Source organism: Pseudomonas sp. AP42, assembly GCF_001728935.1.
Lineage (GTDB): Bacteria > Pseudomonadota > Gammaproteobacteria > Pseudomonadales > Pseudomonadaceae > Aquipseudomonas > Aquipseudomonas lactis.
Map to the genome: position 1 here is coordinate 16531 of NZ_LYSO01000024.1, position 21850 is coordinate 38380.

20 protein-coding genes and 2 pseudogenes are annotated in these 21850 nt (G+C 56.0%); 8 read left to right on the top strand and 14 right to left on the bottom strand.

All coding sequences use genetic code 11. The features are described 5' to 3' along the window. The first annotated feature begins 236 nt into the window (after positions 1 to 236). A complete protein-coding gene (ltrA, locus tag A7K61_RS11810) occupies positions 237 to 1700 on the top strand; it encodes a group II intron reverse transcriptase/maturase (RefSeq protein ID WP_083263081.1) in 1464 nt (487 codons plus the stop codon). On the opposite strand, the pseudogene A7K61_RS31285 reads toward ltrA, so the two are convergent. Beyond that, positions 1614 to 3167, bottom strand: a pseudogene (locus tag A7K61_RS31285) (IS3 family transposase). The gene ltrA and the pseudogene A7K61_RS31285 overlap by 87 nt on opposite strands. A gap of 601 nt (positions 3168 to 3768) precedes the next feature. Between A7K61_RS31285 and A7K61_RS11820 the strand changes: the two are divergent. Then, the gene (locus A7K61_RS11820) at positions 3769 to 4908 is read left to right on the top strand and encodes a glutathione-independent formaldehyde dehydrogenase (protein ID WP_069557589.1); all 1140 of its coding nucleotides are present in this window, start codon (positions 3769 to 3771) and stop codon (positions 4906 to 4908) included. A 403-nt stretch (positions 4909 to 5311) separates the two neighbouring features. Here the strand turns inward: A7K61_RS11820 and A7K61_RS31290 are convergent. From A7K61_RS31290 to A7K61_RS11865, 9 genes and pseudogenes are all read right to left on the bottom strand, one after another. Then, positions 5312 to 5671 (bottom strand): annotated as a pseudogene (locus A7K61_RS31290) (DDE-type integrase/transposase/recombinase); the annotation flags it as partial. A gap of 1 nt (position 5672) precedes the next feature. After that, complete coding sequence (locus tag A7K61_RS11830) at positions 5673 to 6428, bottom strand: cytochrome c (protein WP_069557590.1); 756 nt, start codon at positions 6426 to 6428, stop codon at positions 5673 to 5675. A 109-nt stretch (positions 6429 to 6537) separates the two neighbouring features. Then, positions 6538 to 6816, bottom strand: a complete 279-nt coding sequence (locus A7K61_RS11835) for a hypothetical protein (RefSeq protein ID WP_069557591.1) — start codon at positions 6814 to 6816, stop codon at positions 6538 to 6540. Positions 6817 to 6858: 42 nt separating this feature from the next. Continuing rightward, positions 6859 to 7848, bottom strand: coding sequence for an MDR family oxidoreductase (locus A7K61_RS11840; RefSeq protein ID WP_069557592.1), 990 nt, complete (start codon positions 7846 to 7848; stop codon positions 6859 to 6861). Positions 7849 to 7892: 44 nt separating this feature from the next. Next, positions 7893 to 8861, bottom strand: a complete 969-nt coding sequence (locus tag A7K61_RS11845; protein WP_069557593.1) for an LLM class oxidoreductase — start codon at positions 8859 to 8861, stop codon at positions 7893 to 7895. A gap of 64 nt (positions 8862 to 8925) precedes the next feature. Then, the gene (locus A7K61_RS11850) at positions 8926 to 9231 is read right to left on the bottom strand and encodes a helix-turn-helix transcriptional regulator (protein ID WP_017735055.1); all 306 of its coding nucleotides are present in this window, start codon (positions 9229 to 9231) and stop codon (positions 8926 to 8928) included. Positions 9232 to 9337: 106 nt separating this feature from the next. Next, positions 9338 to 10462: an alkene reductase gene (locus A7K61_RS11855; protein WP_044275549.1), complete on the bottom strand. Its 1125-nt coding sequence runs from the start codon at positions 10460 to 10462 to the stop codon at positions 9338 to 9340. A 166-nt stretch (positions 10463 to 10628) separates the two neighbouring features. Next, the gene (locus A7K61_RS11860; RefSeq protein ID WP_069557594.1) at positions 10629 to 10931 is read right to left on the bottom strand and encodes a putative quinol monooxygenase; all 303 of its coding nucleotides are present in this window, start codon (positions 10929 to 10931) and stop codon (positions 10629 to 10631) included. 182 nt (positions 10932 to 11113) lie between these two features. Then, positions 11114 to 12109 (bottom strand): zinc-dependent alcohol dehydrogenase family protein, encoded by a 996-nt coding sequence (locus A7K61_RS11865; protein ID WP_069557595.1) that lies wholly within the window; start codon positions 12107 to 12109, stop codon positions 11114 to 11116. A gap of 264 nt (positions 12110 to 12373) precedes the next feature. On the opposite strand from A7K61_RS11865, the gene A7K61_RS11870 reads away from it, so the two are divergent. The 4 genes from A7K61_RS11870 to A7K61_RS11890 all read left to right on the top strand — a co-directional run bounded on the left by A7K61_RS11870 (position 12374) and on the right by A7K61_RS11890 (position 16634). Next, positions 12374 to 12826 (top strand): Na+/H+ antiporter NhaA, encoded by a 453-nt coding sequence (locus A7K61_RS11870; RefSeq protein ID WP_069557596.1) that lies wholly within the window; start codon positions 12374 to 12376, stop codon positions 12824 to 12826. A gap of 287 nt (positions 12827 to 13113) precedes the next feature. Next, positions 13114 to 13967, top strand: a protein-coding gene (locus tag A7K61_RS31295) for an IS5 family transposase (protein WP_086005488.1) whose coding sequence is annotated in 2 segments (ribosomal slippage) — positions 13114 to 13455 and positions 13458 to 13967 — 852 coding nt in all. Because the reading frame shifts where the segments join, the coding sequence is not laid out codon by codon here. 700 nt (positions 13968 to 14667) lie between these two features. Beyond that, positions 14668 to 15669: a hypothetical protein gene (locus A7K61_RS11885; RefSeq protein WP_069557597.1), complete on the top strand. Its 1002-nt coding sequence runs from the start codon at positions 14668 to 14670 to the stop codon at positions 15667 to 15669. Next, positions 15669 to 16634 (top strand): S-4TM family putative pore-forming effector, encoded by a 966-nt coding sequence (locus A7K61_RS11890; RefSeq protein ID WP_069557598.1) that lies wholly within the window; start codon positions 15669 to 15671, stop codon positions 16632 to 16634. Before A7K61_RS11885 ends, A7K61_RS11890 begins: the two co-directional genes overlap by 1 nt. 372 nt (positions 16635 to 17006) lie before the next feature. Here the strand turns inward: A7K61_RS11890 and mobH are convergent, their stop codons facing one another. Next, positions 17007 to 18725: a MobH family relaxase gene (gene mobH, locus A7K61_RS11895; protein ID WP_069557599.1), complete on the bottom strand. Its 1719-nt coding sequence runs from the start codon at positions 18723 to 18725 to the stop codon at positions 17007 to 17009. Positions 18726 to 18948: 223 nt separating this feature from the next. On the opposite strand from mobH, the gene A7K61_RS11900 reads away from it, so the two are divergent. Both A7K61_RS11900 and A7K61_RS11905 read left to right on the top strand, forming a co-directional pair. Beyond that, the gene (locus A7K61_RS11900) at positions 18949 to 19143 is read left to right on the top strand and encodes a hypothetical protein (protein WP_069557600.1); all 195 of its coding nucleotides are present in this window, start codon (positions 18949 to 18951) and stop codon (positions 19141 to 19143) included. Positions 19144 to 19322: 179 nt separating this feature from the next. After that, positions 19323 to 19628, top strand: a complete 306-nt coding sequence (locus A7K61_RS11905; RefSeq protein WP_256557797.1) for a histone-like nucleoid-structuring protein, MvaT/MvaU family — start codon at positions 19323 to 19325, stop codon at positions 19626 to 19628. Positions 19629 to 19714: 86 nt separating this feature from the next. Here the strand turns inward: A7K61_RS11905 and A7K61_RS11910 are convergent, their stop codons facing one another. From A7K61_RS11910 to A7K61_RS11920, 3 genes are all read right to left on the bottom strand, one after another. Further along, positions 19715 to 20653, bottom strand: a complete 939-nt coding sequence (locus A7K61_RS11910; protein WP_069557601.1) for an ArdC family protein — start codon at positions 20651 to 20653, stop codon at positions 19715 to 19717. Positions 20654 to 20739: 86 nt separating this feature from the next. After that, the gene (locus A7K61_RS11915) at positions 20740 to 21063 is read right to left on the bottom strand and encodes a hypothetical protein (protein WP_069557602.1); all 324 of its coding nucleotides are present in this window, start codon (positions 21061 to 21063) and stop codon (positions 20740 to 20742) included. Between the two features lie 290 nt (positions 21064 to 21353). Continuing rightward, positions 21354 to 21719: a DUF3085 domain-containing protein gene (locus A7K61_RS11920; protein ID WP_083263084.1), complete on the bottom strand. Its 366-nt coding sequence runs from the start codon at positions 21717 to 21719 to the stop codon at positions 21354 to 21356. Positions 21720 to 21850 lie beyond the last annotated feature (131 nt).

Genomic DNA, 21850 nt, shown 5'->3' on the forward strand with positions numbered 1-21850 from the left:
AACCCGACACACTTCAGCAGGCGGAACGTGGAAACTCCGTATCGCTCCCATGTGGGACAGCGGACCGTAAGGTCTACTTATGGCGGTGCGGAAACAGGAATGAGGACAAAGCGAATGCCGCCCTGTAGCGGGGCGGATAGGGGTTGAAACATCATCCCACGCGAAAGCGGGCCCACTTCCTTATGGTCTTTCTTCACCAGAGAATCTGTAGAACCACCTTAGCGGAAGGAAAGCAAATGAAGGCTGCATCTCGAGCTTGTGCACCCTCCGGCGTGGCCTGGGACGGCATCAATTGGCTCGAAGTCCAGCGTCAGGTAAGGCGGCTGCAGACCCGTATGGTGAAGGCTGTACAGGCCGGCAGACACAATAAGGCGAAAGCCTTGCAGTGGCTGTTGACCCACTCATTTTGCGGCAAAGCACTAGCCGTTAAACGGGTGTCTGAAAACAAAGGCAAGAACACCCCCGGAGTTGACAAGGTCACTTGGAAAACACCGGCGGCAAAGACCAATGCGATCGCGTCATTGAAGAGGCGGGATTATTCGACTCTTCCGCTTCGGAGGGTAATGATTCCGAAGAAAAACAGCAAAAAGACGAGGCCTCTCGGCATACCCGTGATGAAGTGCCGCGCCATGCAAGCATTACATCTGCTAGCTCTGGAGCCTATCGCGGAAACCACTGCAGACCTGAATTCCTATGGATTCAGGCCAAAACGCTCAACCGCTGACGCTGGAGAGCAATGTTTTACTGTTCTGGCGCAAACCGCGAGTGCGCAGTGGGTGCTGGAAGCCGATATTAGAGGCTGTTTTGACGAGATCAGTCACGACTGGATGGCCGCCAACATCCCTACGGATATGGTGGTTTTTAGGAAGTGGCTCAAGGCGGGATACGTTTATCAGAACGAGCTCTTCCCTACCGATGCCGGAACTCCGCAAGGAGGACTCATTTCACCGGTGGCAATGAACATGACATTGGATGGCCTCGAAAGGAGACTGGCGGAGAAGTTCCCGACAGTGAAACGAAAAGGAAAAGGCTTGAAAATGAACATGGTACGGTATGCGGACGACTTCATTATTACCGGCAGCTCGAAGGAATGGCTGGAGCTGGAGGTGAAGCCCGTCGTGGTGGAATTTTTGGCGGAACGTGGGCTCGACCTGTCGCCTGAAAAAACCAAAATAACGCATATCGGGGAGGGGTTTGACTTTCTCGGATGGAACTTCCGCAAGTACAACGGCAGGCTACTGATTAAGCCGTCGAAAGCAAATGTCAAAGGGCACTTAGGAAAAATCCGGGAAGTCATCAAGGCCAACAAGACGTCTAAACAGGCAAATTTGATAAGACTGCTTAATCCCATATTACGGGGATGGGTCAATTATCACTGTCACGTAGTCGCTAAGGCAACCTTCAATCGAGTTGATTCAATAGTCTGGTCAATGCTGTGGCAATGGGCATTAAGACGGCATCCGAACAAGGGAAAGCGCTGGGTCAAGAAGAAATATTTCAAGTCCCAGGGCACCCGCAACTGGGTGTTTTCTGCAACTGAAAAAGATGAAGATGGGACTAAGGGGGAGCGCAGTCCGGCGTTTTTCAAGGTAGTTGTCGCGTCCACCGTCGTGCTAAGCGACCTTTACGACCACTTTCAGCTCCCTCTCGGGGTTCAGGTACACCGTCCCGATCGGGTTCCAGTTACGTGTCTCACCTGACCATCGTTCCGGTTTTTTTTCCCGGGCCTGCCCGTAAATCATATCGCGCCGGGCCAGGATCTCCCGGTCTTTCCCCTCGTGACGTTGAGCCGGTGTCACGAAGCGGATTTTGCTATGACGATGCACGGTGTTATACCAGACCATAAAGTTTCTGACCCAGATACGCGCGTCCTCCAGGCTGCCAAACCCATCCTGCGGCCACTTCGGGCAGTACTTCAACGTCCTGAACAGCGATTCGGAGTACGGGTTGTCATTGCTGACACGCGGTCGCCCACGTGAAGGCGTGATGCCCAGGTCGTACATCTTGGTCAGCAGCGTCACTGACTTCATAGGAGCGCCGTTATCTGAGTGAAGCACCAGTGGTTGGCGCCAACACTGCTCTTGAGTCACGCTTCGTTGCAGTAACGCTGCTGCTTTTTCACCGCTCTCAGCTTTGTAAACCTCCCAGCCGACAGCCTTGCGGCTGTAGATATCCTCGATCAGGTACAGGTAGTAAAACTTCCCTCGAACCGGCGACGGCAAGTACGTAATATCCCACAACCACACCTGGTTGGCGGCTGTGGCCGCATAGGTGGTAGGCGCTTCATGACGATGCGGTCGTTTGGCCCGTGAGCGATGTTGCTGCTGACCTGCGGCATGTAATACCCGATAAAAAGTGGCCTCTGGAGGCCATGTAACAGCCCTCGTCAGCCAGCTGTGGCACGATCTGACTTGGCGGCAGATGGGCGTAGGCCTTGCTATTGCACAGCGTCACGATGTTCTGTCGCTCCAGCTCGCTCAAAGCATTTTTCGGCGTTGGCCTGACCGTTGTAGTACGTCCATCTGCCAGAATTTCCTGCGCCACACTCCAGCGCTGCAGCGTTCGTAGCGAAATGCCGACTTCCAAACAAGCAGGCGCCCTGCGGGCGCCCGCTGCGATGGCTTCATTGAGCCAACCGACGAGTAGATACCGTTCTGGCAACAAGGTCAGCTGTCCTCGTCGTCGCTCCCCCAGTAGGCATTGAGCTTTTTTCGCAGCACCAGCAAAGCCGCGGTTTCGGCCAACGCCGCATCCTTGCGACGCAACTCACGCTCAAGCTCGCGGATTCGATTTTTATCATTCTTCGACTGGCCGACGACTACATTTTTGACCTTTGTGTGCTGACTACTGCTGGCAATAAAGGCGTTGCGCCAATCAGTAATTTGCTCGGGAAATATCCCCTTGCGTCGGCAATACTCGCCCAACTCCAGCTCCGATAGGGCTGAAGCCTCGATAATGACAGCCAGCTTGGATTCGGCCGACCAATTGTCGACAGGTTGCTTGGCTTCGGACAATGGCGTACCTCTGGCAGCAGCTTGCTTGCGCCAATAATGGAGAGACATATCGCTGCAACCTTCACGGCGCGCGACCTCCGCCGCCGAAAGGCTCAGGGGCGGAAGCATCATTTTCAGCAGCGCAGCTTTACGTTCTTCTGAATAGAAAGGCATGACCATACTCTTGCCGCCCCCGGAATGCTTTTAAAAAGCGGGGGACACGACAACTACCCTGACACCGGGGGCACGAGTGGCACCTATAGGCCACTGAAAGACCCAAACCCTGGCATTTTTGCGCCATTAGAATGACCAATATTGGCATTCTTAAGTCAGCACAACGGGACGTGTGACCAAGGGGGCAGATATGAAGGAATCAGACCATGACCTGAGCCCCCAAAAGCGCGATGGTCATTGCCCAACTTTACAGCTTGGCCGAGACGATAAACCCAACGGCGAGCCTATGCATAGCTACGCCACGCACTCGACGGCTGCCAACGGCGACATCGGTTGAAGATTAGGAAGCCCTGCTGCCGTAGAGCTGCACACCAGAATCGCCCAGCCAAGCACGCAGCCGATTTTGAGGTCTCGGGGTTCATGGAGCGCTTACGTTTGAATTCATAGACAGACAGGCTATAACCAGTAGAGCAGAGCCTTTTCCCACGCTGTTTATCCATCGATTTCGACAAAAAATTATTTGAACCATCTCCCTTTAGCCAGACACTAACTCAGGTGCTTATAAATCGCACCACGCATTAAACCTTCAGGAGCACTGCTAATGAAAGCCATTATTTATAACGGGCCTCACGACGTCAGCATTCAAAACGTTCCCGATGCAAAGATTGAAAAAGCAACTGATGTACTGGTCAGAATTACCACGACCAATATTTGCGGCTCTGACTTGCACATGTACGAAGGGCGCACCAGCTTTGAAACTGGCAGAATCCTGGGCCATGAGAACATGGGTGAAGTCATCGAGGTTGGTGCAGCAGTTGATCGCGTGAAAGTGGGCGATATGGTCTGTCTGCCGTTCAACATCGGTTGTGGTTTCTGCGAAAACTGCGAACGGGGCCTGACTGGCTACTGCCTGACCGTTAACCCCGGCAGTGCGGGTGGTGCCTACGGTTTTGCGGACATGGGCCCTTACCAGGGCGGCCAGGCTGAACTGCTGCGCGTGCCTTATGCGGACTTTAATTGCCTGGTGCTCCCTGAAGACGCCAAGGAAAAAGAAGACGATTACGTTATGCTCTCGGACATTCTACCTACCGGCTGGCACGCGACTGAATTGTCCGGGCTGTTACCGGGTGAGAGCATCGCCATCTACGGTGCAGGTCCCGTTGGCCTGATGGCAGCTCATGCAGCGATGATCAAAGGCGCGTCGCAGGTATTTGTTGTCGACAGCCATCCAGACCGTTTGGCACTGGCGGCCAAGCTGGGCGCGACGCCGATCAACACCGCACAAACGCAAGCCGTGGAGCAGATCCTTAATCTGACTAACGGCAGAGGCACTGACCGTGGCTGCGAGTGCGTGGGTTATCAATGCTGCGACAAGCATGGTCATGAAGCGAATCACGAGACTATGAATAACCTGGTCGCCTCCACCAAGCCAACCGGCGGTATTGGTGTCGTGGGTGTCTTCGTGCCGCAGGATCCGAACGCCGCAACCGACTTGGCGAAAGAAGGCAAAATGGCTTTCGACTTCGGTTCTTTCTGGTTCAAGGGTCAGCAGATCCGTACTGGTCAGGCTAACGTCAAAGCGTACAACCGTCGCCTGGCCGAACTGATTCATCATGACCGTGCCAAGCCATCGCAGATCATTTCGCACAGATTGAAGTTGTCTGAAGGTCCGGAAGCGTACAAGCAATTTGATGCGCGGGCCGACGGTTGGACCAAAGTCGTACTTAAACCATCGGCGTAAGCGTCCCGCACAATCAGTTGAGGTACCTTGAAGCCGGCATCTGATCGACGCCTCGTGGGCGGTCCGTGCAAGCGAAACTCTCGCTTTTCTCCGGATTACCTCCGCGAAATTCAGGTAACGCAGGGTAGGCACACACGGGTCGCTCTTTGCTAGGCGAGCCATTCTCAGCGGGTTGGCGGGCTATCAGGACCGAAGGGGCTTTATCTCCTTCGGTCTATGCTACGAGCGTCATTAATGCATCGTTGTGCACGGCGGATGGCACATCCGCTGAAAACGGCTGGCCTATATTAGTCACACCCGGCCCACCCAAGCAGTGCCCCATGCCTGGCACAAGAAACAGTCGCACAAAATCCTTTTGCCCCTTCCGCTTCCCAGTGCTGGCCACAACTCGATCGTAGTAATTGATGCCCAGGTCGTACATCTTGATCAGCAGCGTCACTGACTTCATAGGAGCGCCGTTATCTGAGTGAAGCACCAGTGGTTGGCGCCAACACTGCTCTTGAGTCACGCTTCGTTGCAGTAACGCTGCTGCTTTTTCACCGCTCTCAGCTTCGTAAACCTCCCAGCCGACAGCCTTGCGGCTGTAGATATCCTCGATCAGGTACAGGTAGTAAAACTTCCCTCGAACCGGCGACGGCAAGTACGTAATATCCCACGACCACACCTGGTTGGCGGCTGTGGCCGCATAGGTGGTAGGCGCTTCATGACGATGCGGTCGTTTGGCCCGTGAGCGATGTTGCTGCTGACCTGCGGCATGTAATAGGTTAACACCTCATCCTGGGTCCAGGTAGCGGTGTGGTATTGGCAGCCGTCAGTGCCGGCGCGAACCAGCCTTCGATCATCGCGCCCGCGTAGCTGTCGTCAGCGGTTTTCTCGGCACCCAACAGATTGCGTGGCGTGTGGCAGGCGGCGCAATGGCTCAAACCCTCGGCGAGATAGGCACCGCGGTTCCATGCTTCGCTCTTGCCGGCGACCGGCCGATAGCTACCCTGATCCATAAACAGCAGCTTCCAGCCGGCTTGCAGGGCACGGATGTTGAACGGGAACGGCAGAGTATTCTGCTGCGCCGGCGCGCTCACCGGCTCCCGCGTCATGAGGAAGGTATAGAGCGCCCGCACATCCTCGTCGGTGACCTTGGTGAAGTGGTCGTAGGGGAATGCGGGATAAAGATGCGAACCATCGCGGGAGACGCCTTCGTGCATGGCCCGCATGAATGCCGCCTCGGACCAGCGGCCGATTCCGCTATCCGGGTCGGGCGTGATGTTGGTCGAATAGATGACGCCGAAAGGGGTAGGCATTCCATAGCCGCCGGCATAGGGCTGGCCACCCTTCATCCTGTGGCAGGTCGCGCAGTAGCCTGCGCCGGCCAAGGCTTCACCCTTGGCAACCAGCTCGGCGGGGAAGCCCGCAACCGAGCCCGGAGCGATGGGGGCGATGGTCGGCCGCCAGACCAGGGCGAAAAACAACACCGCACCCAGGACGACCAGAATTGCCAAGCCGATGGATATCCGCTTAATCAAGACCGACCTCCTTAGCCCGGAGAGCTGATCTGGCTGAGTATAGCCGTGCTCGGCTCCTGTCCATTCAGGCTGACGTGTGGCAGCTAAATCTGAGGTTGGCGCAGCGCGGTTAAATCATGAAAACCAGCGCCGAATAGAGGCATACGCCGACTAGAAAAGCCGGAAAAGAGCTTGAGCGTGCCGCCGAAAACTCCTCCTGGATGACCATCAACACCATGCTGTCGGCCACAAAGGAGAGCAGAAATGTCACGATCGGTGGTGATATCACCGTCATCAGCCCAATGGCCCAGCCAAGAGGAATCGCTGCTGAGAGGACCCAGCGACCGGTACTGAGAAAAGAGCTCTTGTGCAGCTCCAACAAGCGGTGGTCGACGACGAGAAAGTGCATGGCGATCGAGTGGGTGAAGAGCTGTGTACAGAAGTAGCCAGACTATCCATTTACGTCGACCACTAAGCGGCCACGAAGCTTGCCCTCGATGATCTTCTGCGCCGCCCCCACAACTTGGTCCAAGGGAATGGTTGCGGCGAGAGACGAAAGAGTCTCTCGGTTGAGATCGCGGTCCAGGCGTTTCCAGGCCGCGTCACGGAACTCGTGGGGGGCCATGACGCTATCAATTCCCGCAAGGGTGACGCCTCGTAGAATGAAGGGGGCGACACTGGCGGGAAACTCCATTCCTTGAACGAGTCCGCACGCGGTGACTATCCCCCGGTAGCGGGTCTGGGCGCAGGCGTTGGCCAGGGTATGCGAGCCGACCGCATCGATCACGGCTGTCCAGCGCTCCTTCTGGAGTGGCTTGCCGGGAGCAGCCAGTTCCTCGCGCTCGATAATGTCCGTGGCGCCCAACTGCTCGAGGTAGTAGCGCTCCTGAGGTTTCCCAGTGGCTGCAACCACACGGTAGCCTTGGGCCGCCAACAGCGCTATGGCGATCGAGCCGACACCGCCTGTTGCACCGGTAACCAATACTTCACCGTCCTCGGGTTGTACGCCATGCTTCTGCACGGCATCGACCGATAGCGCGGCTGTATATCCTGCCGTACCGATAGCCATGGCTGCCCAAGTGCTTAAACTGTCGGGGAGACGAATCAGCCAGTCGGCTGGTACTCGTGCACGCTGGGCCAGACAGCCCCAGTGGCGCTCGCCGGCGCCCCAGCCATTGAGTACGACGCGCTGACCGGATAGAAAGCGCGGGTCGTCGCTTTCCAGCACCAGGCCGGCGCCATCGATTCCGGGCACCATGGGCCATTGACGTACCACAGGCGAGTGATCTGTCAGGGCTAGCGCATCCTTGTAGTTGAGGGTCGAGTACTCAACGCTGATGAGCACTTCACTACCGGCCGGTAAGTCCTCATCCTCCAGCTCAGTCACACGAGCAGAGAACCCCTGCTGGTCCTTGTTAAGCAATACTGCCTTGAAACTCATGAGCAATCCCCACGGATAATGATTTGATGCCTCACCACGCCGGCTTATGCTGACATGACGAAGTCAGGTAGAACGAACTGACCGAGTTCCTCAATGACCTCACCTGCGGGGCGTTGGCCGTATTTCAAATTGATGATCACATGGTTAACGCCGATCTCCTGCAAGCTGTGCAGCAGCGGGATCAGATGATGTCGCCCCAGTTGATAGCCCAGGTGGATCGGCCGAGGTGGTGTCTGCGGGTTATCTGTCAGATCGATGTATAGCGACTGGGTGAAGGGTTTGAACAGTTCACCACATTCGGCACGAACCGCCGTGCGCCAGTCCTCGATAATCAGCTGCTGAGTCTTCGGTGCACGCGGATAGCTGATCCAGCCATGACTGCAGCGGGCGATCCACTCCAGCGTCTGGCGGCTATGGCCGGTGACGAAGAAAGGAATTTCCGCCGTGGTCGGCTTGGGAATCAGATCGGCCCCCTCAAGCATGCCGCCGGACCAGGTCAAAGGCACGAAACTGCTGCGCTGAACCTCGCGAAATACCTTGAGGTATTCGCGGAACAGGCTGTCGCGTTGCTCCGGGTCGACACCGAATGCCGGAAACTCTACTGGACGGTCACCGGAAGCCACGCCGAGTAACAGGCGGCCACCGCTGAGCTGATCGACACTAGTTGCGGCCTTGGCGGTGTGTAGGGGATTGCGGATTGGCAGGATGACCGACGCGGTGCCCAGCGCAATCGAGCGAGTGTGTGCCGCCATAAAACCCAGGTAGACCCAGGGATCGAAGACCTGGCCCGAATCACCGAAGCTGGGGTCGCGTAACGGCACGTCGCGAAACCAGAGGGCGGAGAAACCCAGCTTCTCGGCGCGTTGGGCCAGGTTCACTTGGTCGAGCATACTCGGCGTATCGCCGGTAAAGGCTTCGAGGGGGAAGAAAAGACCTAGGCTCAGGCGGCCTTGGCGGTAGGTGTGCTGAAAGCCAGGTTGTTGCTGATAGGGAATGGAATTCGGAGTTAACATCTTCTCTCCTACATATTTCAAAATATAGATTTTGAAGGGCTGAAAAAACCCCTGCGAGCAGGCATCAAATCAGCGCTTTCAAGGCCACCTGGAACGCTGCGATGTTCTGCTCATGGCGTTTGTAATAAGTCCAGGGACCGATGCGTTGTGAGGTCACCAGTTGCGCCCGCTGCAAGGCAGCGAGATACAGCGAAACGGTCGACTGCGACAGGCCTACCCGATCCTGGATGATGCTCACGCAGACACCGACCTGCTCAGGATCCACCTCCTGCTCGGGGAAATGATGACGCGGATCCTTCAGCCAACTGAGGATGTTCAGGCGGGTTGGGTTGTCTAGCGCCTTCAGCGCTTCGCTTACGTCGATACTCATAGGTCACGCACGATAACTATTTTTTGCGATATTACGATATGCCCGCTCAACCGACAATGCGCCGACCCCCGAACCGTATCGCTCGGGGGCCGGCACCTCGAGCGGACTATCCGCCATAGGTCGGATAGTCGGTGTAGCCGACAGCGGTTCCGCCGTACATGCTGGCCGGATCGACCGGGTTCAGCGGCCAGCCATTGGCAATCCGCTTGGGCAGGTCCGGGTTGGCGATGAACGGACGGCCGAAGGCGACCAGATCGCCCCAGCCCGCCTCGAGCACACGCTTGCCTCGCTCGGCGGTGTATTTGCCGGCATAGAGGATGCGCCCGCTGAAGACCTCGCGCACCGCGCTGCGGAAGCTTTCCGGCAGCTCCGGTGCGTTTTCCCAATCCGCCTCGGCCAGCGACAGATAAGCGATGCCGACTTCTTCGAGCACCTTGACCGCTTCGACATAGGTCTCGTGTGGGTTTTCTTCGACCAGGCCGAGATATACGCGGGCCTCGTCGGTGCTGGCGAACAACGGGGCGAAACGCACGCCGAGCCGGTCTTTACCGACCACCGCGGCCACCGCCTGGGTCACCTCACGGAGGAAGCGCAGACGATTTTGCAACGAGCCGCCGTACTCGTCGTCGCGCTGATTGCTGTGCGCGGAAATGAACTGGTTGATAAGATAACCGTTGGCGGAGTGGATTTCCACGCCGTCGAAACCGGCGTCGAGGGCGTTGCGAGCGGCCTGTGCATAGAGCTGTACCAGCTCCTTGACCTCGGCGGCGGTCAGTGCACGTGGCATCGAAGGCGGCGCCAGGGCGCCGGTGCCGGGACCTGTCTCGATGAATACGCTGACGCCCTCGGCCGGGATCGCCGATGGCGCCACCGGGGCTTCGCCATTGGGTTGCAACGAGGTGTGCGAGACCCGGCCGACATGCCAGAGCTGGGCGAAGATGGTGCCGCCCTCGGCGTGTACCGCATCGGTCACTTTGCGCCAGCCGAGGATCTGTTCGGCACTGTGGATGCCCGGGGTCCAGGCGTAGCCCTGGCCGCGCGGCTCGATCTGGGTGCCCTCGGTGACCATGAAGCCGGCACCGGTACGCTGGCGGTAGTAGGTCGCCATCAGGTCATTGGGAATGTTGCCTGGCTGCGAGCTACGCGAACGGGTCAGCGGCGGCAGGACGATGCGGTTTTTCAGGCTGTAGGGGCCCAACGTGGTGCTTTCGAAAAGAATGGAATCTTTCATGTGTAACTACCTATATATTTGCGTTTGTAGATAAGTAGATGCTAGTGCCTGGACAGGCACCTCTCGAGCGCTCCGTTTAGAACAGGCCGGTGGACGTTCAAGCTCAGTCGCGTCCCTGCCGCCGCAAAGCGGCAGGGACGCGACTGGAGCGCCTTGTTGGGTTTGCTTAGCCGGGTAGCTTGGCCGCCAGGACGTCAACCTTCTCGATTGACGGCGGTTTGGCAAACAGCTCGGCAGCCTTTGCCATAAGCGCCGCTGCGACCTTGCCCGAAAGATGAGCCTGCCGACCTGCTTCATCCGGGAAGACATCAAAGATGCCAAAGGTGGACGGCCCCAAGCGGATTCCGAACCACGCCGTAGTGGCTGGCTCTTCCTCCACTATTGGAAGGCCATCCAAGAGAAAGTTCTCTACCTCTTTCTCTTTCCCAGGTTTTGCTTCCAGACGAACGAACAACGCTACTTTGACCATGACGTGCCTCCTGTTGTTACGACGACATTACCGTGCGTGACGCATTCCAGTAATGCCCAACGCGATATTCGCCGATTTGCCGCCCAGCTCCAGCGTGGCGGGGATGAAGGGGCAGCGTCGAGTCATTTCCGCAGTCGCGGGAAAGGCGACTCTGCCCTCTCCTGGTCTTTCACGAACTGCCTCTACCGAGATACCGTGACGACGATCTTGCCAAACTGCTGGTTCGATTCCATGTAACGGTGCGCTTCGACGATCTGCTCGAAGGGGAAGGTCTTGGCAATGATCGGCTTCAGCTGTCCGGCCTCGAGGCCGCGCGTGATAAAAGCTTGCGCAGGCGCCAAGCGTTGCGGATCACCGGTCAGTTCGAACAGCGTGTAGCCGCGCACGCTCAGGGCCTTGTTCATCGCTGCCAAGGCCGGGAACGGCGTCTCCTGACCGCTGAGATTGCCATAGATGAAAAGCAGGCCCTGCTGACTCATCGCTTGCGCCAGTGTTTCGACTTGCGGCCCCGCGACCGGGTCGAAGGCGATGCGCGCGCCGCGGCCGTCGGTGATCCGCATTACCTCCGCGACCAGGTCCTGCTCCTCGGTGGCGATCACATGCGCCGCCCCCGCCTCGCGTAGCGCCGCCTCCTTCGCGCGCGTCCGGGTCGTCGCGATCGGAATGGCGCCGACGCTGTTGGCGATCTGGATCGCGGCCAAGCCGACGCTGCTCGAAGCCGCCGTGATGATCACCGCATCACCGCGCTTGAGTTGGGCAATCTCGATCAGTGCGCCATAGGCGGTCAGATACTGCATCCAGATCGCCGCCCCCTTCACCGCGCCGACGCCCGCCGGCCGCTTCAGAACCCCCGTGGCCGGCACGATCGCCTGCTCGGCATAGACGCCAAACTTGTTCATGGAAAAAGCCGGAATCACGCTGACCGCTTCGCCAACCTCGAAGCCGTGAACGCCGCTGCCCAGCGCCTCGACGATGCCGGAAGCTTCGTAGCCGAGCCGGGCCGGCAGCTGCGTCGGCTCCAGGTACACACCCGAGCGGAACATGGCTTCCGCGCGATTCAGGCCGATCGCCTCGACGCGGATGCGCAGCTCGCCGGAGCCCGGAGCGCCAACTTCGAGCTCTTCGATCTGCAAGACTTCGGGGCCGCCGATCTGATGAAAACGGACAACACGGGTCATTTTGGGTCACCTTCTATTGAGGGATGGGAGCAGTGAGCCAGCCCTTGGCTGGCGCAGGTTAGCCGCCCCGCGCGTTACAACGTCGCTTCGGTCTGTGTGTCCGGCGCGTGGCTACTTCACGGGTATGCAAATGCTATTCGCCATATCTAGATTTGTAAATATGTAATTTTAATAATTTTATGCCCGTCCCTGCTCCCCCTATCTACGCTGCCTATGAACTCTCCCTGTCGAAAAAAATGCTGCCATCCGCTAAGTGCGCCACGGATGGTTCGCTCTTCGCCGGTCATCTGGGTCGCCTATGTAATCATGCCGTTATTTGCGCTCGCCAATGCCGGCGTAAGCCTTGATGGCGTCAATCTGGCCAATGAAGGCTCTTTGACGGTCATGCTCGGTGTGTCGTTGGCACTGCTCATGGGCAAGCCACTCGGCGTTCTTGTCAGCAGTTGGACGTTGGTTCGCCTGGGTTGGTGCCGTCTCCCAGAGGGCATGACGTGGTCCTGGATGTGGCTGATCGGTTGCCTGGCGGGCATCGGCTTCACCATGTCCATCTTTATTGCGTCACTCGCGTTCAACGATGACAGTCTACTGAGTGCGGCCAAGCTGGGCGTGCTGCTTGCCTCGGCAGTAGCCGGAGTGATTGGCTTGGTGTTTGGACGTATTATTGTCTTGCGAATGAAAGTAGCCGAAGGTTTGCCAGGTACCCGGCCGTCCGAGTGAGGCAAACCTGCTGGGCTGGATAGCTGGCGCTCTTGCGCACATTCTGTTTCGGCGCAATTCTGACGGGCATCTTGGTGTTGAAACGGTTGGCCCGCGAAAACGAGAGTTCGATCTGAAAGTTGTTTCGAAAAGTGCCTGCTACACTGTCACTTCATCCGTGTAATACCCCTCAGGCCGCCTCAGTGCGGCCTTTTTTCATCACCCGTATCGGGTGCTAGGCTCTGTACGTAAACCCAAGAAATACGATTTTCTGTAAAATACACCGCCATTAAAGCCAGGAGGCCAAGATGGCAAAGCGGTATGAACTCCCCGACGCAGCCTGGGATCTGGTTGCAGATATCTTCACCAAAAATCAGCGCACCGGGCGCCCTCGGGCCGATGATCGCCTGATGCTAAACGGTATTCTCTGGGTGCTTTGCTCTGGCGCAGCCTGGCGAGACATGCCCGAACGATTCGGCCCTTGGTCAACGATCTATCAACGGTTCCGGGGATGGCGTGATTGCGGAGCTTTTGATCAGATGCTCAAGCGTCTTCATATCCGATTGAATGAGCAGGGTTTGATTGACTTGGAAACATGGATGATCGACTCCACTGCCGTACGAGCAACCCGGGCCTCATCAGGTGCCGGGAAAAAAGGGGATTTGAAGAACCGCAAGACCACGCGCTCGGGCGCAGCCGGGGTGGCCTGACGACCAAGATTCACATGCTGTGCGACGCCAATGGTGTGCCTCTGCGTTTCCTGTTGTCAGGCGGACAAGCCAGCGATATAGCCTATGCCCAACCGCTACTCGATCAGGCTTGCATACCCAGCCTGCGCGGTCGCCCACGCAAGCGTTGCCGCTGGTTGCTGGCTGACAAGGGTTACGACGCTGAAGCGCTGCGCCAGTATTGTGATCGTTATCGCATGCAGCCAGTCATTCCGTTGCGAAGCATGAAGCGCAAAACCAAGCCAGGATTGCCTCGACTTTTTGATCGCCCCAAATATCGGCAGCGCAACATCATCGAACGCATGTTTGGCTGGCTGAAGGAGAACCGTCGCATCGTGACGCGCTTCGACAAGCTCGCAACAAGTTTTGCGGCGATGGTCTCATTGGCCTGCGCTATGCGGTGCTTGCGACAATACTTTACGTACAGAGCCTAGGGGTCGAGTGTTCGAATCACTCCGTCCCGACCATTTAACTCCAAAAAATCCAGTCACTTAGCGGTGACTGGATTTTTTTATGCCTCAACGTTTATGAGGTAGAAGCAATTTTGCCCCACTTTTTGCCCCACCGAGAGTTTTCCCGAGTTTTGTAGTGCGCTGCTTGGCACAACCGGATGGGGCTTCATTGGGAGTCGCTCAGGGCCATAGGTGCGGATGGTCAAACAATGGAGAAATGCGATAGAAGCTTAGAGGTGAAACCCATGCAGAGCCGATGTGTGCAGGTGGCTGATGAAGGGCAGGTGTGAGCATTCATGACTCAGCCCGCACAGTCACACCGATTGCTGTAAGCCACGTCACTATGTGCTGAGTAACTGAGATCTGCGGCATCGTTCCACCCAAGATATTGCCCAGTGTGCGCGCTTTCATGACCTGGCTCCAGGGATCGTCCAGAGGAAGAGCTAAACGCATGGCGGACAAGCACTTGTAGGGCAGACGGGAAGCCTCGCTAAATGGAATCCTGTGAAAAATGGCCCTAACATGTTATGCCTAAAAACATCACATCAGCACTGTTCGGCGAATTACCCATGCCGAAATATTGGCGCCAAAATGCCTTTCAAAAAGTTAGTGGAAAATCTCCGTAAGGTCAGGTTGAATACGCCAAGGATGGCAAGTGGCCACGCGGAGTGTGTGAAAGGAAATGCCAACAAACGTAAATACCGCTTTCAATAAATTTTTCGACGAAATTGTAAATTTAGCTACGGAAGACAGCAGATCAGCTCGTACGGATCGGGACAATCTTCGTAGCCGTATCCAAGGGCTACAGTCCCAAGTGGCTTACTTCCCCGCTTTGTATACGGAAGCTGACATCAATTTCGGCTCATTTGCGCGGAAGACAAAAAAACGTCCGCTGGATGACGTCGATATGTTTTTCTGTATAAAGGGTAACGGGGCACATTACAATGAGGGGCTGGACGGCGTCATAAAAATTCACGTTACTGACTCCAGCACCAATCTTTACCAGTTCACGAATAGTGACAATGAGACCTTGAACTCGATCAAGGTTCTGAATAAGTTCAAGTCGTCTGTCGAGTCCGTATATGCCTATAGAAGCTCTGAGGTGAACAGGCGGCAGGAAGTGGTGGTGCTGAAGCTTAACAACAAAGACTGGTCATTTGACATCGCTCCCTGCTTCCTCACAGCGTCAGTGAATGATAAGAATTTTTATCTAATCCCTGATGGTGCGGGGAATTGGAAGAAAGCAGATCCGAGAGTTGACCAAGAAAGGACAACGCGGGTTAATCAGAAACATGATGGCAAAATCCTAAATATTATTAGGGTTATGAAGTACTGGAATGCGCGCGCAACCATGCCGACAATGTCTTCGTACCTCTTAGAAAATATAATTGTCAACTATTATGAAGCTGCTTACAGTTGCTCGGGGTACATTGATCTAGAACTGCCGAATGTGTTCCAAGCCGTGCGTGATGCCGTTTTCTCGACTGTACCTGATCCGAAAGGTTTCCAGAGCGATCTAAACGATCTGAGCTTTGATGATAAGCTAAAAATCTATACGCGAGCAGGGCTGGATAAGGATAAGGCTGTGGAAGCTCGACGGTTGGAAACGGTCTGCTCAACGCACAAAGAATGCATTAATAAGTGGCGGGAAATATTTGGTTCTGAATTTCCGGAGTACGGCTGATGGGAATCCGAACCAAGCAAAACGATCATTACTTTCTGGTGCGGCTCGCTGCGGCACGCAGATTGTATACTCTGGCCAAGCAAGGTCAGAATTTTTATTTTATGCTAAACGTTGTCCTGGTCAGTATTTTGGCATTCCTGTCGATTGCTTTAAATAGCGCAGTGGTGGGTGACTATTTCGATTTTGAGCCTATCGATATTTCAAAGCTCGTTGCTGTTTCATCCGTTATTGTCCTGACGCTAGATAAATTTTTGGTCACTGGGATGATAGAAAAACATAAGGAGGAAGCAGCGAAGATTCAGGACCAAGCGGACAGAAAGCTTTTCGGTTTTGAGTGGAATGCTCCTTTGGCAGGTTCTGCGCCCAATTCTGCTCTGGTAGCTAAGCATGGTGAATGGCTTCTTAAGAAGAAGGGTAAAGCGCCATTTGAAAATTGGTATGCGCTGAGGGATGACAAATTGATTCATCCCTATCAGATACTGATTTGTCAAAATGCCTGTCTCTCGTGGGATACCAACCTGCGCTCCAAAGTGAACAATGCCTTATTGATTGCAGGCCTGGTGATTTTTGGTGCAGCCCTTGGATTGAGTATTTACCTGGACCTGTCAACAGCGAACGCTTTGACGAATTTGGCGGCATTGGCAGGGCCAGTCGCTGATTTTGGCTATACAGTGTATGTCGGGAACAAGAAGACGATCGAGGATACTACACGCCTCATAGATCACCTTACAGATGCCATAGAGAGCCCAACCCATAACGAGAGTGAGCTTCTCAAGATGTGCAGAATGGTGCAGGACCAGTTGTATATCAAGCGGCGTGACAGCTGGCCTATCCCCGACAGTCTCTATCAATGGCTTCGTGATCGTGAAGAGAACGTGATGGTCAATAGCGCTGTCGACTTAGAGTCTCAGCTTCTTGCTAAACAGGTTGCGGTGAGCGGCGCGCCCGCTGCCACCACCCCATAAAGGACGCAATAAGTAAATTTTCTGCCTATGAATCATGTCGTACGTCATAAGTCATGGCATCTTGGTTAGCATAGCAACCTGTCCCGGCTCTCGCTGACCATCAGCCTAACGACCAAGAGTGTCGACTCAAGGCTTCCCCGTTCTCCATCGTGCTAAATGTCTATCCTTGTAGGTCATTATTGGTCAACGGGGATAGATACCGTTCAGTGTCACTCATTTTCCCGCACCCAGTCGGGAGTGGGCATTGGGCCTTCCATCTATTGAAAAATCCCTAAATCCTATGCGATAGCCTGCAACCGTTTTGCACCATGACGGGCTGTAATGAGAAACCGCCGGTGGCTCCCGGGGCTGCGTCACGCATTATTCTATGATTTATGAGATTAACGAGAGAAAAGGGTTATCAGCTGGGGTTACACCGGCAACGCCTACTGCTTCGCGCAATAGATAGCCGTTGAGCGAACTGGTTTTGCGTGGGCCCTTTACCTTGCAGGTCCAGATGTTCTGGCCGTTGGGCCGTTTCAGATGTATATCCAGCCGCTCAAAATGGCGTTGACATTGCCGCCAGAAATCGGTCTGGTCATCCCCATCAGCGAGCTCTGGGTGCTCGACAACGTAGCGTTGAAAAATGCCGGGAGTGACTAAGAAGTATGTACCATCGACTGTGTGAATTTTGGCCTTGCTATCGTTGACGAGCAGACGATGGCTTTGGATCCCCTCGCGTAGCCAGTCGACAAAGGCCAGCCCTGGCGCATCGCTGGGTGAAGCAGTTGAGGATTTCAGTCCTTGAGCGCTCGATTCATCCTCGTGCTCAACCGTCTCCTGCAACATGTCCATTAAGTCATCGAGATAGGCGAAGTCCTGGTTTGGAGACAAGGGCTCGGGCGTTTCCACGTTCGAGGCTGCTTGTGGCTGATCCGGGGCCGACTCGCTGGCTTCACTGGTCGGCACGGTATCGTCTAACACGAGTTCAACTGTCCCTTCAAAGCATTGCGGCCGTGTTTCATCGGCCCAGATCAGGCTCGGTTGCAGGCGGAGGAAGGTGAAGCGGTGCTGCCATCCTTCGTTTGCGACGGTAGCGCGCCATACCGCTTTGCCTTCTGGCGTTGCCTCTACCAAACCGTGCGATTGCAGTTCATCGAACATGGCAATGTTGGAGGAGGGGATGCCGTCCACTGCCTGAGCCAGCAGGTAGGTGCGAAGTTTGTCGGCCCCGGTCTTGCTGACTAGCCACAGATGATTTTCGGTGAGCCAGCCAGCAGCCCCGGGCTGGTTGAGTTTGAACTCGTTCTTGACCAGATGGCGTAAGCCAGTCAGCAGGTGATGCTGAAGCGACCGAGTGGGCGCCTGTAGTGCCTTGGTGGGATTGGCTCCGATGTTCTGCGCTGTAGATACCCGGTCAGCTTGCAGCACCAGCTCCCCCAGCGTCGCGGCGTATTCATAGTGGTTGGCCAGCAACGACAGCAGGTTGCCCCATAGAGTTGGGTAACCGCTGAGCCAGTCGAGCAGGCGCGGCGTCAGTATTTGGGTGTAGAGCAGCCCAGCGGCCGCAGCATGTAGCTGGTAGTCGCGCCCTGCCACGTAGCGGAAGCGGTAGGGCTGGTTTAGGGGGCCGTGCCACGGATGCCAGAGCTCACCATCTTGGTATTCCACCTGGAGGTCGACGGCAATCTTGCCAATGTCATGGAGCAGGGCGCCATAGGCGATGGCGGCGCTCCAGGCGTCGGTCTGCGCGGCCTGGTCTTCGGGCGCGGCGCCGCTGGGTAGCAGGTACGACTGGCGCAGTTTCAGGCTGCAGGCCATCAGTTCCAAACCGTGATCCAGCATGCCTCCCGGATAGGCGTGATGATGGCTTTCGCTAGCAGGTAGTTGCTGTACATACCTGGCGTAGCGGTGGATTGGATCGAGATAGAGCTGATCGAACTGAGGTTGGGAAAGGGCGGTGTATTGCCAGATGCGCTCGAGCAGCCGCTTTCGGTGATCGGCGGCAAGGAGCGATTCTGATGACTCAGGCAAGAAGTAACCTTCGGCGACAAGTGCTGGCGCGGGGCTGGCGGCGTTGCCTTTTTCATGTTTGAGCCACCAGCGCATCATCGCAATACCTGCTTTGTACCTGGGAGGTCCTTTTGCCTTTTCGGATAAGCCTCTTACCCTTGCAATCCCTTCCATTGACGCCATTACCCTTTACCGCCTTTGTCCTTTTCGCAAACGCGAAAATCCGAAGGCGGGCGCGTCAGGTTAGTCGGTCGATCGGGATAGCCGGTCCCTTTTACAGGGGGTAAACTGGCCGGCATCATTTTTCGGAGCAGGGGCGCTGATGACGCTTACCGATGCAGTGTTGATCGTGCTGCTGGTCGACCGGATTCATGGAACTGACGTTGCCATTCGCTCAGCTGCGAAGCGCTGCGCGAAAAAGCTGCCACGTGGTCAGCGCGATATTTTGTTCAAAATTGGCAATAGCCCTGCACCTCGGCAACTTGTGGGCCACCTGTGCCAATACTTGGCAGAGTGAAAAGTTAGGCAGATCAGTTAAATCTGGATACACGACGAGCCGCAGTGAGGATCAAGCCCTCGGTGAAGTGCGGGTCTCAGATACTATTCTCACACTTGTCTCATACCTAGGAAGAGCCCATGTCTAAGCTTGCCGAATTCAAAGCGCTGGAAGCGCAACTGGCCGCGTGACTCCAACAGCTGGATGCGATGAAAAACGATTCCGGGCTGAAGCAGGAAATCGAGTTTGAACAAAAGCTTAAGGCCTTGCTGGAAGAGTACGGCATGAACCTGCGGCAGGTGATTACTCTTCTTGATCCGTCCAAGGGGGTGAGCGTAAGTACCGCCGGCGGCTCCAGCAGCGTCCAGCGCAAGCCTCGTGAGATCAAGCGCTACAAAAACCCGCACAGCGGTGAGGTCGTGGAAACCAAGGGCGGCAACCACAAAGTCCTCAAGCAGTGGAAGCAGGAGCACGGCTCCAACACCGTCGAGAGCTGGTTGCAGTAATCAGTCGTTCAGTTTTAGCGGCGGATGACCGGCGTTGCAGGCAAAACAAAGGCCCCAGATGGGGCCTTTTTGCTGCTTGAGTGAAGTCATGCCGTTAGCCGTTCTATCATCTCGGTGCCTTGATCCGGCTGCAGTGCTAGCAGGTATTCGGAGGCCTCCCGTGCTAGGCCGCTGGCGCGGAAGATTGCACGCTTATCCTCCTTGAGTATCTTCAGCCAGGACGCCAGGTACTCTTCGTGACGTAACTCACCTTGGGTACCGGTCAGCGCACAGAGGAACGCTGCACCCATTTCCGCTACCAGCTCCTCGAAGGCGTATTCCGCGGAACCAAATGCGTGACCGCCATTAATACCATCGCGGTTGAGACGTGAAAGGTGACCCGACCAGTGCGTCAGCTCATGAAGGGCCGTCGCGTAGTAGCTGCCGACGTCTTCGAATTGACCCTTGGTAGGCAGCTGGATGAGATCCCGCACCGGCTGATAAAACGCGTGATCGCCGTAGCGATGCTCGATGCGTGCTCCGCTCGCGACCAGCAGTTGCTCGGCTGGGGCATGATCAATGAAGGCCGGCTGGTCGTCACACTCATCGTGTATTTGCTCTTCGGCAGGCAAGTCTTCGGTCTGCTCGATGTTGAACAGGCAATGCGTCCGCAGTAGCGCGAATTGCACCATTTTGATGTTGCCCTGTTCATCACGAACGACCTGACCGTCTTCGTCGTGCGCCTCCTTGCTCATCGGTTTGTATAGCACCGCGAGGGTTGATTGCTCACCCTTGCGAACATGGCCACCGGCTTTGCGCGCCTGGTTGAACGTGAGCCAGCGATCCTGGCGGAAACCACGTAGGCGCGCCTCGGCCCACAGTAGCGGAATGTTGATGCCGGCGTAGGGACGTCGGCTGATGGCGTTGATTGGGAAAGGGCAGTCAGCACTCGAGCTGGTGGTTGTCCAAGGCTTGATCCAAGGGATAACCCCTTGACTCAGGGCACTGACAATCTTGTTGGTGACGTCCAGGTAGATATCGGACATGACGTTCTCCGGTTGTGAAGGGGGAACGCTGCCCGGCCGGGAAGGGTTCCCGGTGGGGTAAAGGGGCATTCGATGTGTTGGCGGTGTCAGATGGCGGCAATGTCTACAGCGATCTCACTTGGCAGCCGGATGAGTAGAAAAGCCGGGCCACTGCGTGGAGTGATGCGAGCCAGCTGTAATAGAGATGAGTGAGCGACTACTGATGTGTCATCATTCTGCGGGTGATCGAACGGCAGATCGACTGGGAACTGCAGGACATGAGGGGCGAAAGTCAGGGCGCTGTTGAGCAGCGCTGCCAATCGCTGTGCCGAACGTCCAACGGGGGCGTTGTCTGCGTCAGGGGAAATGACGTGTCGCCACGCACCAGGGCTCAGCACAACAGCAGTGGAAAAAAGCTTCTTCCTGGACATCGGAGCCTCCGGGTAGTTGATCCCACGACACCTCTGTCGAGGATTTTGTGCGTGCATATCACTCAGCGAGACATGAAGTGTCTGTGTATTAAAACGCGCTCGAACGTGGGGTCAATCTCCCATTCAGACCACATGCAAGCACGTCTATCCAGCGCGTTCCAAGGAAGATTATTGGCCTCAGGTTCCAGATAAACGGCGATCTCCAATCGGTTAGGAAGTGCCGCGAAAAATGTTCCAGAAAGGCTCGGATAGGGAGCCCCTCTGGAAATTTGACTCACAAACAGAGGTGTTCAGGATTTTGCCGTTGGGGCAACCTCGGCAGCTAGATACAGGTGGGTGGAAGTTGCCTCAACCATCAGCGACCCTGCTGTCCGGCGAAGACTAGCCAGGACTGGATCGTCGATGTCGAAGTACTCGGCAAAATCATCGCCCCCCAATTCATCTTGTGCGCGATTCCACCAAGAATCGAAGTCGTCGACGTTTGGGTCGCAGCCGGCGGCGTAGACCACGTGTTGTCGGCCGCCTCCATCCGGTTTGGTCTCGCCGATCTCGGACATAAGGTAGACACCATGGTCCTTGACCAACATCACTCTACAGCCATTGATACCGGCCTCGGCCAACACAGCGTGGAGTGCAGAGCCTGTGAAGTGCAGCATAATGAGATCCTCCAGAGGGTGCGGAGGATTGCCACCTGTGCGGGGGAATTCCCAGCACTGGAATGAATGAGAAGGGTTGCATCGAAGACGCAGGCTCAGTGAGCCTAGATATTAGAAGGCGTTCATCACCG

Bases quoted from the DNA above. Each gene is read 5' to 3' on its own strand.
- ltrA (WP_083263081.1), top strand. From the start codon at position 237: ATGAAGGCTGCATCTCGAGCTTGTGCACCCTCCGGCGTGGCCTGGGAC.
- A7K61_RS11820 (WP_069557589.1), top strand. From the start codon at position 3,769: ATGAAAGCCATTATTTATAACGGGCCTCACGACGTCAGCATTCAAAAC.
- A7K61_RS11835 (WP_069557591.1), bottom strand. From the start codon at position 6,816: ATGCACTTTCTCGTCGTCGACCACCGCTTGTTGGAGCTGCACAAGAGC.
- A7K61_RS11840 (WP_069557592.1), bottom strand. From the start codon at position 7,848: ATGAGTTTCAAGGCAGTATTGCTTAACAAGGACCAGCAGGGGTTCTCT.
- A7K61_RS11845 (WP_069557593.1), bottom strand. From the start codon at position 8,861: ATGTTAACTCCGAATTCCATTCCCTATCAGCAACAACCTGGCTTTCAG.
- A7K61_RS11850 (WP_017735055.1), bottom strand. From the start codon at position 9,231: ATGAGTATCGACGTAAGCGAAGCGCTGAAGGCGCTAGACAACCCAACC.
- A7K61_RS11855 (WP_044275549.1), bottom strand. From the start codon at position 10,462: ATGAAAGATTCCATTCTTTTCGAAAGCACCACGTTGGGCCCCTACAGC.
- A7K61_RS11860 (WP_069557594.1), bottom strand. From the start codon at position 10,931: ATGGTCAAAGTAGCGTTGTTCGTTCGTCTGGAAGCAAAACCTGGGAAA.
- A7K61_RS11865 (WP_069557595.1), bottom strand. From the start codon at position 12,109: ATGACCCGTGTTGTCCGTTTTCATCAGATCGGCGGCCCCGAAGTCTTG.
- A7K61_RS11870 (WP_069557596.1), top strand. From the start codon at position 12,374: ATGGTTCGCTCTTCGCCGGTCATCTGGGTCGCCTATGTAATCATGCCG.
- A7K61_RS11885 (WP_069557597.1), top strand. From the start codon at position 14,668: ATGCCAACAAACGTAAATACCGCTTTCAATAAATTTTTCGACGAAATT.
- A7K61_RS11890 (WP_069557598.1), top strand. From the start codon at position 15,669: ATGGGAATCCGAACCAAGCAAAACGATCATTACTTTCTGGTGCGGCTC.
- mobH (WP_069557599.1), bottom strand. From the start codon at position 18,725: ATGATGCGCTGGTGGCTCAAACATGAAAAAGGCAACGCCGCCAGCCCC.
- A7K61_RS11900 (WP_069557600.1), top strand. From the start codon at position 18,949: ATGACGCTTACCGATGCAGTGTTGATCGTGCTGCTGGTCGACCGGATT.
- A7K61_RS11910 (WP_069557601.1), bottom strand. From the start codon at position 20,653: ATGTCCGATATCTACCTGGACGTCACCAACAAGATTGTCAGTGCCCTG.
- A7K61_RS11915 (WP_069557602.1), bottom strand. From the start codon at position 21,063: ATGTCCAGGAAGAAGCTTTTTTCCACTGCTGTTGTGCTGAGCCCTGGT.
- A7K61_RS11920 (WP_083263084.1), bottom strand. From the start codon at position 21,719: ATGCTGCACTTCACAGGCTCTGCACTCCACGCTGTGTTGGCCGAGGCC.